The organism is Vibrio navarrensis (genome assembly GCF_015767675.1).
In the GTDB taxonomy this organism is placed as follows: Bacteria; Pseudomonadota; Gammaproteobacteria; order Enterobacterales; family Vibrionaceae; genus Vibrio.
Genome location: NZ_CP065217.1, coordinates 60767 through 73817, shown reverse-complemented (window position 1 = coordinate 73817; position 13051 = coordinate 60767). Strand labels below are relative to the sequence as shown.

The 13051-nt window shown below is 54.0% G+C and carries 12 protein-coding genes; 7 read left to right on the top strand and 5 right to left on the bottom strand.

The annotated features are described in order from the left end of the window. Positions 1 to 65: 65 nt before the first annotated feature. Complete coding sequence (locus tag I3X05_RS00330; protein ID WP_045569601.1) at positions 66 to 845, bottom strand: AraC family transcriptional regulator; 780 nt, start codon at positions 843 to 845, stop codon at positions 66 to 68. A 138-nt stretch (positions 846 to 983) separates the two neighbouring features. Between I3X05_RS00330 and I3X05_RS00325 the strand changes: the two genes are divergently transcribed. Further along, the gene (locus tag I3X05_RS00325) at positions 984 to 2111 is read left to right on the top strand and encodes an MFS transporter (protein ID WP_337970883.1); all 1128 of its coding nucleotides are present in this window, start codon (positions 984 to 986) and stop codon (positions 2109 to 2111) included. Positions 2112 to 2167: 56 nt separating this feature from the next. On the opposite strand, the gene I3X05_RS00320 is transcribed toward I3X05_RS00325, so the two are convergent. Next, positions 2168 to 2779, bottom strand: coding sequence for a bifunctional 4-hydroxy-2-oxoglutarate aldolase/2-dehydro-3-deoxy-phosphogluconate aldolase (locus tag I3X05_RS00320; protein WP_337970882.1), 612 nt, complete (start codon positions 2777 to 2779; stop codon positions 2168 to 2170). 9 nt (positions 2780 to 2788) lie between these two features. After that, on the bottom strand, positions 2789 to 4165 hold the full coding sequence (locus I3X05_RS00315; protein ID WP_045569598.1) for a GntP family permease: 1377 nt from the start codon (positions 4163 to 4165) through the stop codon (positions 2789 to 2791). Between the two features lie 153 nt (positions 4166 to 4318). Here I3X05_RS00315 and I3X05_RS00310 point away from each other — a divergent pair, with 153 nt between their 5' ends. Together I3X05_RS00310 and edd are read left to right on the top strand one after the other, a co-directional pair. Further along, the gene (locus tag I3X05_RS00310; RefSeq protein ID WP_045569597.1) at positions 4319 to 4840 is read left to right on the top strand and encodes a gluconokinase; all 522 of its coding nucleotides are present in this window, start codon (positions 4319 to 4321) and stop codon (positions 4838 to 4840) included. Beyond that, positions 4837 to 6633, top strand: coding sequence for a phosphogluconate dehydratase (gene edd / locus I3X05_RS00305; protein WP_337970881.1), 1797 nt, complete (start codon positions 4837 to 4839; stop codon positions 6631 to 6633). The genes I3X05_RS00310 and edd overlap by 4 nt, the downstream gene beginning before the upstream one ends. 50 nt (positions 6634 to 6683) lie before the next feature. Here edd and I3X05_RS00300 read toward each other — a convergent pair whose 3' ends face one another. Continuing rightward, a complete protein-coding gene (locus I3X05_RS00300; protein WP_193158020.1) occupies positions 6684 to 7709 on the bottom strand; it encodes a substrate-binding domain-containing protein in 1026 nt (341 codons plus the stop codon). 75 nt (positions 7710 to 7784) lie between these two features. Further along, a complete protein-coding gene (locus tag I3X05_RS00295) occupies positions 7785 to 8681 on the bottom strand; it encodes a response regulator (RefSeq protein WP_337970880.1) in 897 nt (298 codons plus the stop codon). Positions 8682 to 8781: 100 nt separating this feature from the next. On the opposite strand from I3X05_RS00295, the gene I3X05_RS00290 reads away from it, so the two are divergent. The 4 genes from I3X05_RS00290 (at position 8782) to I3X05_RS00275 (ending at position 13051) form a co-directional block, all read left to right on the top strand. After that, a complete protein-coding gene (locus tag I3X05_RS00290) occupies positions 8782 to 9570 on the top strand; it encodes a chromosome partitioning protein ParA (RefSeq protein ID WP_198106222.1) in 789 nt (262 codons plus the stop codon). A 138-nt stretch (positions 9571 to 9708) separates the two neighbouring features. Further along, positions 9709 to 11037, top strand: a complete 1329-nt coding sequence (locus tag I3X05_RS00285) for a serine/threonine-protein kinase (protein WP_337970879.1) — start codon at positions 9709 to 9711, stop codon at positions 11035 to 11037. Between the two features lie 8 nt (positions 11038 to 11045). Continuing rightward, complete coding sequence (locus I3X05_RS00280; RefSeq protein WP_193158019.1) at positions 11046 to 12482, top strand: chromosome partitioning protein ParA; 1437 nt, start codon at positions 11046 to 11048, stop codon at positions 12480 to 12482. Beyond that, positions 12479 to 13051: a sigma-70 family RNA polymerase sigma factor gene (locus I3X05_RS00275; RefSeq protein ID WP_045569591.1), complete on the top strand. Its 573-nt coding sequence runs from the start codon at positions 12479 to 12481 to the stop codon at positions 13049 to 13051. Before I3X05_RS00280 ends, I3X05_RS00275 begins: the two co-directional genes overlap by 4 nt.

Sequence of the window (13051 nt, the reverse complement as noted above, 5' to 3'; positions counted from 1 at the left end):
TGCGCGCTCAGTTCACACAAACGCAGAATCCATCACTGAACTTGGTTTATGTGCTTGCCACTCCTTCATAAGTTTTGCCCAATTTTCATAAAGTGCAACGGCGGGTAACCAGTCTGCTTTTTGAAAAAGGCGATAAAGGCGCTGTCTGAGGCAAACTCCAGCCAATACGCCACATCGGTGACACACAGGCCTGACGAAAGCAGTTCGATCGATTTGAGCAAGCGCCACTGCTGGCGCCACTCTTGATACGACATACCCGTGTCGGTTTGAAACATTCGTGTGACGGTTTTACTGCTCAGGCCAACACGCTCGGCTAGCTCAGCCGCTGAGGGCGCTAAAAAAGTCTCTTGGGTCATCGCGGCGCGAAATGGTTGTAACCGGGCATCTTGCGGCAAGGGGAGCTGGAAAAAGTGACGTTTAGCGCTGGCGAACTCTTCCCAAAACAGCGCGACGATATTGCGCATCTCTTCTTCCGCCTTGTCCCACGGCCAAAACGCCATGCGTTCAATCAACGCTTGCAACAGTGGGTTGACGTCTATCATCACCAACTCCGTCGGCGCCGTGAACTGGCGACAATCAAAATAGAGCGAGCGATAGGCCACCACATTGGTCATCACCGCGCGATGAGACAGATTGGGCGGGATCCACACGGCTTTTGTCGGCGGCAAGGTACACAGCGAATGGTCCAGTACAAAAGTCATGCAACCTTTCGCCGCGTAAAGTAACTGCCCTTTGCTGTGCTGATGCATACCGGAATCGTGCTGGCCGATCTCTGAGGCGATCCCAATGACGCTGGCGGGCAGCGCATCAGCGTCAAATTGGGTTGCTGGGGTAATCACTGCCATAATGTCTCTTACCATCCATATTCACATCCAGCCATCTTCGCCTGTCCGAATGTTGATATTTTCATTCTGAATGTCGTTAACTTACCCAATATCATGGCAGATATACTCACCGCGAACAAAACAAAGGTGAGAATCGCAATGAAAGCAAAACCCTCTCTTGGCTTAATGGTCGTGATGCTGATGTTTCCGCAAATTGTCGAAACCATTTACAGCCCCGCCTTAGGCTCGATTGCACAGGCATTTAGCGTCTCTTACGCGCAAGCGGCGCAAACTCTCTCGATCTATTTTGGCGTTTTTGCGCTGGGCGTCGCGGTGTGGGGCATTTTGGCAGATCAATGGGGAAGACGCCCCACCATGTTACTGGGCTTGTTGATCTACGCTGCCAGTGCGTTTACCGCGATGCACACCGACAGCTTTACCATTTTGATGTTGGCGCGCGCTTGCAGTGCGTTTGGCATCGCTGTTGGCTCGGTGGTGACCCAAACGATGTTGCGTGATTGTTTTACTGGCACGGAGCTTGGCAAAGTCTTCAGCTTAATGGGCTTAGGGATATCCATCAGCCCGGTGATCGGCATGTTTAGCGGCGGGCAACTCGCCCAGCTTGGCGGCCATGCGGCGGTCTTTCTGGCTCTGTTTGTCTTGGCGCTTGCCTTGCTGTTCTACAACTTCGTCAAATTGCCAGAAACCCAGCAAAGCAAACATCCCCTTGCACTGGGTGCATTGAGCCGGCGTATGGTCAAAGATGCGCACATCTGGCGTTCGGCCTTCTTGGTGGCGCTGTATAACATTGCGCTGTTCTCTTACTACCAACTCGGCGCTTTTGCATTTGCCACGCTCGGTTACTCCGCCGAACAGTTCGGCTACAGCGGCCTCGTGCTTGGACTCGGCTCTTTACTTGGGAGCTACGTGAATAAGGGCTTGCTGGCCAAAAACATGGCACAGCAGAGCTTATTGAAAGCCGCGTCACTGCTTTTGACGCTCGGCGCTATAGCAGTTTACGCGTTACAGGCGTCGATCTGGTTTGTCGCCCCGATGCTGTTGGTGGTGATGGCGTTTGGCATAGCCATTCCGAATGTGCTGAGCATGGCATTATCACAATACAAAGCGCAGGCAGGCAGTGCTGGCGCGCTATTTGGCCTGATGTATTACCTGTTGATAGGCGCTGGCTTAGCCACCGCGGCGCTCGTCGGCCACCTAGGCTGGGTACTTATTACTTGTGGTAGCGCCACTTTGCTGCTGACACTGTCGGGTAAAACGAAGGGTTAACCAATATAAAAGAAGGCCATCAAACGATGGCCTTTTGCGTTATGGTGCACTATTTTTTACTTCACCACACGAACCAGTTCGGCAATACCTTCCCAATCGCCGTTGTCCATCATGGCGGTGGGCACCATCCACGTACCGCCACAGGCGACAACCGATTTCAGCGCGAGATAATCTTCCACGTTAGATGGGCTCACGCCACCGGTTGGCATAAATTCCACGGGGTAAACGGCCGTCAGCGCTTTCAACATCGCCACACCGCCTGACGGCTCTGCTGGGAAGAACTTCAACGTGCGCAGCCCCATTTCCATCGCTTGTTCCACTAAGCTTGGGTTGTTGACGCCCGGTACGATGGCCACACCGCGCTGCTGACAGTATTTCACTGTGGTTGGGTTAAAGCCGGGGCTGACGATGAAATCCACCCCCGCTTCGATGGCGATGTCCACTTGCTCTGTAGTCAGCACCGTACCTGCACCAATCAGCAGATCAGGGTACGCTTCACGCATCAGGCGAATCGATTCTGCCGCCGCTTCAGTGCGGAAAGTCACTTCCGCACACGGCAGACCATTTTCCACCAACACTTTCGCGAGTGGCAGCGCATGCGATACGTCGTTGATGGCAATAACCGGGACGATTTGGATTTCTCTTAGTCGTTGTTCAAGTGTTTTCATCGATCACCTCTAAAGAATAAAGCTCAATGTTGCAACGATAATAAAGGCGATACCACCAAGTAACGTTTCCATTACCGTCCAAGTTTTTAAAGTGGTTTTCTCGTCCATTTCCATCAAGCGGGAAACCAACCAGAAACCGGAGTCATTAAAGTGAGACAGCACCGTCGCGCCGCCAGCAATGGCGATCACGATAAAGCACAGATCCAGTTCGCTCAAGCCTGTTGTTGCCGCGACCACAGGCGCAATCAGTGCCGCCGTCGTCGTTAGCGCCACGGTGGCCGAGCCCTGCGCGACGCGCAAGCAAGTGGAGATCACAAACGCGGCCACAATCACCGGCATGCCAGTATCGGTCAGCACGTTAGCCAACGCATCACCAATACCGCTGGCGCGCAACACACCGCCAAACATGCCACCCGCGCCTGTCACGAGGATCACACCACAAATCGGCGCGAGTGAATCGCCGCACAGCTTTTCCAACTTCGCCATGCCGTAATCTTTGGCAAACACCAACAGACACACCACCAAGGTGATGAGCAGCGCCACGGGCGTTTTACCCAGCATGCGTAAAAACGCCACCAATGGTGTTTTACCGTCGATAACGCCCGCCACCGCTAAGGTGTTAAGCACCGTATCAAGACAGATGAGCAGCACCGGCAGCACCAGCAGCGTCATCACGGTAGCAAATTTGGGCATTTGCTTTTCGTCTAGGATGGTGTCGCTATTGAAAAAGGCTTTTGACAGCGGAATGTCGAATTTTTTGCCAGCATATAGACCAAACAAGTAGGCACCAAGATACCAAGTCGGAATCGCGACCAAGATCCCAACCACCAACAACAGGCCGATGTTCGCGCCGAGAAACTCCGCCGCCGCCACTGGGCCCGGGTGCGGCGGCACAAACGCATGCATCACCGCAAATGCGCCCGCAGAGGGCAAGGCATATTTCAGCGGTGAGCCGCCAAAGCGTTTGGCCACGCTGAAGATGATCGGCATCATCACCACAAGGCCTGCGTCAAAAAAGATCGGGAAGCCGAACAGCAGCGAAGCAACCCCCAGTGCAAGCGGCGCACGCTCTTTGCCAAAGCGACCGATCATGGTGTCGGCCAGCACTTTCGCCCCGCCCGTCACTTCCAAAATTTTGCCAATCATGGCGCCAAGGCCAACAAGCAGCGCCACGGAGGCCAGTGTGCCGCCAAAGCCCCCCAGCATGGTGGGCACCACTTTGTCTGCCGTGACGCCAGTGGCGATGGCTGTCGCCAAACTGACGGTAATCAGAGAGACAAAAGCGTGCACTCTGACTTTGATGATAAGGAGAAGCAAGGCGGCAATTGCCAGCGCTGCAACGGTTAAAAGATACGTAGGATCAGGGGTTTGGGCTAGCTGTTCCATAGGTTCACCTTTACGAATTATAGTTTGTGTTGTGGTTCACATTTACTGAAGTTACCGGTAACATGTTACCGATAACATGAATAAGATAAACCCATATTTCCAAGTGAATTTCAATTTTGAGATCACGCGCAAGTTTAGTTATGAGGGCAAATTATGGCGGGTAGTAGTGTCATTGTGATGGGTGTCTGCGCGAGCGGTAAAACCACCATCGGTGAGCTTTTGGCGAAAAAACTGGGGCGTAAATTCATTGACGGCGACGATCTTCATCCTCGCGCTAACATTCAGAAAATGGCCTCTGGCCAGCCGCTGAATGACGATGACCGCACACCATGGCTGGAGCGCATTCGCGATGCGGCCTACAGCTTAGAGAGCAAAAATGAACACGGCGTGATTGTCTGCTCCGCGCTGAAAAAGTGTTACCGCGACCAGATCCGCGATGGCAACCGAAACGTGACGTTTCTGTTTCTCGACGGCGATAAGGCGCTGATTTTAGAGCGCATGCGCCAGCGCCAAGGCCATTTTATGAAAGAGAACATGGTCAACAGCCAGTTTGCCACCTTAGAGCGCCCGGACGATGAGCCGCAAACCCTGATTGTTTCTATCGACGCGCCCATCGAACAGGTGGTGGAAGAAGCCGCCACCGCATTGATCGCACAAAGCGAGGTTGCCTTATGACTCATCCTGTTATTCTTGCGGTCACCGAACGCCTCTCAAAGCGCAGCGCGCAAAGCCGTGCGGCATTTTTAGCCCGTACCGCGCAACAGGCGCAACATGGCAAAGCGCGCGCTCATCTATCTTGCGGTAATTTGGCTCACGCGGTCGCGGCGTCTTGCTCGGCCGAAAAACAGAGTATTCTCAACTTCACCCACGCCAATATCGCCATCATCAACGCTTACAACGACATGTTGAGCGCGCATCAGCCTTATCAATTCTATCCCGCGCAAATCAAAGCCGCGCTGGCTCCGTATGGCCACACGGCGCAAGTTGCGGGCGGCGTGCCTGCAATGTGCGATGGCGTGACCCAAGGCCAGCCGGGGATGGACTTGTCGCTCTTTTCGCGTGATCTGATCGCGCAGGCCACCGCGCTGTCGCTCAGCCACAACCTGTATGACGCCACGCTGCTACTCGGCATATGTGACAAAATTGCGCCCGGACAGCTGATGGGCGCACTCGCTTACGCGCACTTGCCTACCGCATTTGTGCCAGCAGGGTTGATGGCAACGGGCATCAGCAACGAAGAGAAAGTCGATATTCGCCAGAAATACGCCGCGGGTGACGTGGGGAAAGAGGCACTGCTCGATATGGAGTGTCGCGCCTACCATTCGGTCGGCACCTGCACCTTCTATGGCACCGCCAACACCAACCAGTTAGTGTTTGAGGCGATGGGTTTGATGCTGCCCGGCTCCGCCTTTGTCCACCCACACAGCGCGCTGCGCAAAGCGCTGACAGAACACGCCGCGCTGAAAATCGCCGCCATGACTTCGGGCTCTTCCCACTATCGCCCGTTGGCCGAGGTGGTGACGGGAAAAAGCCTTATCAACGGCATTGTCGCTCTGCTCGCCTCGGGCGGTAGCACCAACCACACCATTCACATGTTGGCGGTGGCGCGCGCTGCCGGGCTGGAGCTGACGTGGCAGGACATCAGTGATTTGTCAGACGTGGTGCCTTTACTGGCGCGGGTTTACCCCAACGGCCCCGCTGACATGAACGCCTTCCAACAAGCGGGGGGCGTGCCTGCGCTGCTGCATCGCTTGAATGAATCGGCTCTGCTGCATCGCGACGTGCAGCCCGTGTTTGGCGAGTTCGACCATCAAATGACGCTGCCTAAGTTAGTCGACGGCAAACTGGTCTGGACAAGCTGCCAAGGCAGTTTAGATCACCAAGTGATTGCCAAGACAGGCGCCGTATTCCAACCAACAGGCGGCACACGTGTGCTGCGCGGCAACTTAGGGCAAGCGGTGGTGAAGGTCTCAGCGGTTAAAGCGGAGCAGCGGGTGATTGAAGCGCCAGCGCTGGTGTTCCAGTGCCAGCACGAGGTCGAAGCGGCGTACCAACGCGGTGAGCTCAACCGAGATTGCATCGTGGTGGTGACACACAATGGCCCAGCGGCAAATGGCATGCCAGAGCTGCACAAGCTGATGCCGATCTTAGGCAATGTGCAAAAGGCGGGGTTTAAAGTGGCGCTGGTCACCGATGGCCGTTTGTCTGGCGCATCAGGCAAAATTCCATCGGCCATCCACGTTTCACCGGAAGCGATACGTGGCGGAGCAATTGGTTTAGTGCGTGATGGTGATTGGCTACGTCTCGACTGCCAAACGGGCGAGCTTAATAATCTCAGCGACACAACAGGTCGCTGCGTGCTTGAAATCGATACAGAGGCAAGCCAGCAAACTTGGGGACGCCATCTGTTTCAGGTGATGCGCCAGCATGTCAGCAGCGCCGATCAAGGGGCGAGTTTTATCATCTGATCAACAAGGGCGCGTTCATCGCGCCCTTGGTTTTAATCACATCGACCGAGTTACACACTCTCGCCAGCGGTAATTTTGTAGCCCATATCCACCACGCTTTGCTCCGGCTGTTCTCCGCGCAGACGCGCCAGCAGCAGCTCGGCACTTTTCTCGCCGATCTGAAAACGGGGCGTATCGACACTGGTCAGCTTCGGGCTGATGGTTTGGCCGATATCGAGCGCGTTATACCCAACCACCGCCAACTGCGCAGGCACAGCAATACCGCGCTGCTGAGCCACCAGCAGCGTACCGATGGCAATGTCGTCGTTGGTACAAAACACCCCATCGAGCGTCGGCATAATGGCCAGCGCGCGTTGCAGCAACTCATCGGCGAGAGAAAAGCTGGAGTGATCGCCCGTGAGCACGTGTTGCGGAGTCAAGCCCGCTTCGAGCATGGCGCGATCATAACCTTGCATGCGCAGCTTAGTGCGCGTGTCTAAACGCGCGCCAAAATAGGCGATGTGCCGTTTGCCCGAGGCAATCATGCGCTTCACCACCTGATACGACGCCTCGATGTGATTCAACCCGACCGCCATATCAATCGGTTGGCTCGGCAACTCCATGGTTTCCACCACAGGGATGCCGGCGTTTTTGATCATCTGCAAGGTGCGTTCGGTGTGGTGGCTCTCGGTCAAAATCAGCCCATCCACCTGATAAGAGAGCAGCGAAGCGATTTTGCGCTCTTCCTCTAACTCGTCATAGCTAAAGTGGGCCAACAGCGTCTCGTAGCCGTGCGCTTTGGTAACGGTTTCAATTCCTTGCACAAAGGAGGCAAAAATCTGGTTGGACAGGGATGGCAGCAGAATGCCAATCGCGCGGCTGGACGATTTGGACAGCATCGCTGGGGCGCGGTTTTCGATGTAACCGAGCTCCTCAATCACCGCGGCAATTTTCTCGCGGGTCTTTTCCGCGACCGACTGCGGATTGCGCAGATAGCGCGAAACGGTCATTTTGGTCACGCCCACTTGGTCGGCGACATCTTGTAGAGTCGTGCGTGCTTTTTTGCTGCTGGGCGCGGCAGAGGTATGTTGAGCCATAAAACGCTTTTTATCAGTAATGTTACGTGTAACATTATGACCCGTCTGCCGCACAGGCACAACCAGTCGACACAGCTAAAAACCGACTAAGGTGATTTTACCTTGCGCCATTTGCTGCAACTGGCAGGAAAAATCGACCCGCTTATCAGCTTCCTTATTAAACAGCACTTTGAGCTTATCGAACGCTTGTGGCGCAAAACTGACGCTTTTGAGCCGCAGACTTTTGCGCGTCAAACTGTCGAGGAACGCCAGCGAGGATTTATCCAGCACCCGCTGGCAGGTGTCGAGTATCGCTTTGCTGACCATCTTTTTGTGCACCGCTTGGCTTAGCTGCTCGGGCGAGATATGCGGATTGGCCGACGCCAGCACGCACACCGCGTAAATATCGAGCACGGCTACGGCGCGCGGTTTTTGCGTTTCCCCATCTTCGTAAATGGCGATCAGACACGGCACCTTGCTGTCATCAAACTGCTGCAAGCGAATATTGTTCAGTTCAATCTCGCTGTGCACCACCTTTTTCAGCAGCTTTTCCAGTTGGCTGAGCTTGGGAAGCGCCAGCTCTTTTTGCACTTCCACCAAAGCATCCAGCGCTTTTTCACTCTCTTCCGCCCCTTGCACTAAAGGCAGCAGTTTGCGGTGCAGCGCTTCATCATCAAACGGTTTGCTCAAAACAAAACTGGCGCCGGCCGCTTTCGCCTGAGCGATTTGCGTCTCATCGTCCACTGTGGTGATCATGGCAATTTTGATCTGCGGGTAGCGCTGCGACACCGTCTCCACCAGCGCCAAGCCCGTCATATCCGGCATGTGCCAGTCGGTCAGCACTATGTCTGGCTGCCATTGCTCGATCGTCTCCAGCGCTTGTGTGGCGCTGTTGGTCTTTTCAATCGACAAGCGACGATAACCAAAACTTTGCAGCGCTTTGCGCACAATTTCTAACGTTGCCCTGCTGTCATCGACTATCAGTATCTTCACCTTACCGCCAGCTCCACTGCGAAAACTGTTTTAAATTATAGGCACAAAAATCGCTAGCATCTAAACTTAGCCATACCACTAGTCATAAAGTTGATTGTCTATGTCTTTGGAATTGCTGCTAAATGAACTTGGCCCCGATCTGCTGATGACCCTCGCCATCAACCTCGGCTTGCTGATCTTGCTGCTGTGGTTTGTCATTCTCTGGCTGATGCTGCGCGAGTTTCGCCAAGCGCTTGGCTCCTCAGCCAAGGGTGGCGCACTCAGTCAATCGGCTCAAGCACTGTGCGAAGAGTCGGTCAATCACGCGCTCAACTACAGCAATGAAAACCGCGAAACCTTAAATGCGCTGGTGCAAATCCAACAGGCCTTGGAACAACAAGTTGCCGAGATCCGTGCTGCGAGCAGCGGCCACAGCCGTGAAGAGCAAGCGTCGATTGAGCTGCTCAATCAAAAACTGTCCAAATCGCACCAACTCATTCGCAAGCTGAAAGGTGATCTGGATAAAAGTACACGCGGGCTACGTAAAGCCAAAAATATCCTGCTGGAGCAGAATGATACCGTCGCCGGGCTACGCCAGCAGAAAGAAGCGATCGAAAAGCAGTTCGAGCAGCTTGAGCGTGAATACATCATGATCAGCGAAAGCGGCGGATTTCAGGACATAGAGCAGAACTTTGCCAAAGAGAAAGAGCAACTTTTGGCCACCATTGAAAACTATAAGCGCCAGTTAGCCAGCCAGACGGCTTCAGCGCCGCAAGCGTCGGAGCTGAATGAGCTCAAGCAGCAACTGGCCGCCAGCCAAAAACAGTTGCTGCATTTAGGGCGAGAGAAAGCTTTTATCGAGAAGAAGTATTTGGAGCTCAGTGCTTCTCAGTCGTCGGATGGCAATTAAGTTTCAAATTTGCCACAGTCAGCGATTAACACCATTCTTATTTTATGAGAATGCTATCTCATAAATAAGAAAAATATCACATATATTACAAATTTCTTATAGACTTACGGCGAATTAAACAAGAATTAGAAACGTACAGTGCAGTTAGGTTCCAGTACCACGCAGGTTTTCTATCACCTGCTGGATCTCGATGACAATCAGAAACAAGACTTTCTTCAAAAGCTCAAACAGAGTTCGCTTGAGTTGTATCAGAGCGTCATGCCTTTGCTCGAAGCCGACGGACAAGAGCCCTTCACGCAATTGCTGGGGTTTCACGCTCAGCAAGCAACCCACGCAACGCTGGATCTCTCCGGTCACCTGATCGACAAATACCAGCTCACCCACGAGCTCGGTCGTGGCGGAATGGGGGTAGTGTACGCGGCGTATCGCGCCGATCAAACCTTCGAGCAGCAACTGGCGATCAAGTTCATTCAACCGACCTTAAGCAACATTTTGGGCACTCGGGCGCTGTTTGATGAAGCACAGCTTTTGGCGCGCCTCAATCACCCGAGCATTGCCAAGGTGTTTGACGGCGGCATGCATCAGGATTCGGTTTACATCGTGATGGAGCGGGTCGAAGGCGTGACGCTTGAGCGCTTTTTACAGCAACACTCGCTTAGCAAGGCGCAAAAACTGACCCTGTTTCGCCACATCTGCCAAGCCATTGAGCACGCCCATCAAAATCAGGTCCTGCACGCCGATCTAAAGCCAGAAAACATTCTCATCGATAAAGATCAGCGGCCTAAACTGCTCGATTTTAACTTAACGCAAAAAGTGTATCCTCCGGCCTGCGGCGAAGGGCAGCTCGGTCTGCTCGCTTACAGCGAACACTACGCCAGCCCAGAGCAGAAAGCGGGCGCGTATCTCACCCAGCAAAGCGACCTCTATTCGCTGGGCAAAATTTTGCAACTGCTTTTCCCCGCGCAGCCCAAGCACTCGGATCTTCGTTTGATTGGTGACAAAGCGACCGCGCAGCGCACCGCAGAGCGCTACCTCAGCGTCAGCGAGCTGCGCCACGACATCGAAAATGTGCTGGCGTGCCGCCCCATTTCGCTCAAGCTGCATAACCCTTTTTACACCACGCGCCGCCTGTTGCAGCGCCGCCCTATCCCTTCGCTATTAATCATCTTGCTGCTGATTTCGGGAGTCAGCTTCACCAGCACCTTAATGGCGAAAAACCGTCAGCTGCATCAAGAAAAATTGATCGCTGAAGAGATGATGTACGAAGTGACCAGTTTGATGTTTCACAGCAAGGGCAACGACGCGACTGAGCTGTCGGTCAACGCCATGCTGGAGATGACGCGGCGACGGATTCTCTCCAACCCGGAGATCCCCAAACACATCAAACAGAAGATGCTGCTGGCGATGCTCACTCCGGTGCCGCAAAAGCAGAGTGTCGACGCCACCCGCCCTGAAACTCAGAAATAAGTAGTACTATGAAACGGATTTTTTCTTTCACTCTGCTGTGGTTGGGCAGCCTTATGGCCCACGCCACGTCGACCCAAACGGGCTATTTTATCGATGCGCCCGTCACCGGGCTCTATTACAAAACCAGCTCGAACTTGAGCGGTTTAACCCACAAAGGGGCATTTCAATACCAGCCCGGCGATGTGGTGAGTTTTTTTCTCGCTCCCAATGAGCAAGGCTACCTGCTCACCACTCTTTCCGCTCAGGAAGTGATTACGCCAACGCTGGCCACCACCAAACCGAGCCGCAGCATCAACCTCACGCGCCTGCTGCTGTCACTCGACAGCACGCCGGAAAATCGCGATGAGATTGTGCTGGTCAGTAGCGTGCTCTCCAACCCTCAATTTCAACAGCAGTTGCAGCGCATCGATCTCAATTTTCTCGACCACAGCGCCGAGCTTTTGGGCTTGCCACTGGTGTCAGTCAAAGAGGCGGTGGCGCACCTAAACCAGAGCCAGCGCTACATTGAGCAGCACTTTATCTCTGACGAGGTGATTTTTTCGCCGCTTAATACCCGTCTGAGCAACATCATGATCAAGAAGAAAGATTGGCGCGGACGCGCTTGCGCGCTGGATGTACGCCATCTCGAACGGCCAGACTACCGCACGCCGATTGGCGAAATGAGCTTTGAAATCACCGCTGAGAGCGTGATCCAATACCCGAGTCTTGGCGACTATTTCAATGGCTGCTTTTTAGACCGAACCCAGCCGCACGCGCATAAAACGGTTGAGCCGCTGAGCGATTTTGCCCACTGGCAAGGGGTGGTTGGCTGCGCGGCCAAAGGCTGCACCCGTAACGATCTCAATGGCTTTTCTTTGGACGATTTCGACGACGAAGGGGATTGGAAATATCGCTCCGTGGCGCTCAACTTCGATCCGCAAACCCAACTGATCCTCGGCAAAGTGCAAGGCATGGGGCGCAGCGAACACGTCCCGCACGCCAATCGCAGCGAAATGATCTGGTTTACCTATCCAGAATCGCTTGGCAACCGCATTGCTTACCAAGGGGTGTGGAAAGAGACTGTCTACCAAGAGAGTGATATCAGCGAACGCTGCCTGCTGATCGAGCAGGGTAAGGTGTTTGCAGGGCCAAGTGGTGTTGAGCGCTGCCCGACAACGCGGCGCAGTTACCCGAAAGAGGTCAGCGCGCAATACGCCGACATGTGGTGGCTCAAAAACCCCAACGGCTACGCACAACTGGCACAGATGAACATCATGGTGCGCTGGTTTCCCACCGAGTACCCAGCGCAGTACACCACTTGGGAGTATCTGCCCGCCGGGCAAAGGTGGGACCAAGGGATTTTGTACCGTTACCAGCAGCAAGTTTCCCCACAACGAGACGGCTCCGACCGGATCGATACCTTTCGCATCTCTGAATTTGTTAAAGTCGCAGGAGAAGCTTCATGAAGACAGTAAGCTCACAACTTACCCAAATTATCCGCCAGTGGCAGGCGGGCGATAAGCAGGCCGAAAGTCAGCTCTATCAGTTTGCCTATTTGCAGCTGCGCCACATTGCCCAGCAAGAGCGCGAGCGCAGTGCAGAGAAATATGGCACAGAGAACCAAGTGCTGGCCGACAGCGTCAACAGTACCACCGCTTTAATTCACGATGCCTATTTGAAAATGTCGAACAGCGATCTGAGTGAGATCACTAGCAAGCGGGCATTTTTCCTCATGGCCGCCAAAGTGATGCGGCAGATTTTGATCGACAACGCCCGTGCGCTACAGGCGCAGAAACGTCAGCAAGTGACGCCATTGCCGCACGAACAGGATGAGAAAATCGAGCAGTTGATCATCATGGACAAGGTACTGGACAACTTCAGCATCCGTTACCCGCGTCAGTCCAACGCGCTTAAACTCAAATACCTGATGGGAATGAAAAACGAGGAGATCAGCGAACTGCTCGAGTGCAGCGCCAGCTTGATCGAAAAAGACCTCAAATTCTCCCGTTGCTGGCTGCAATCAAGGATGGCGTAA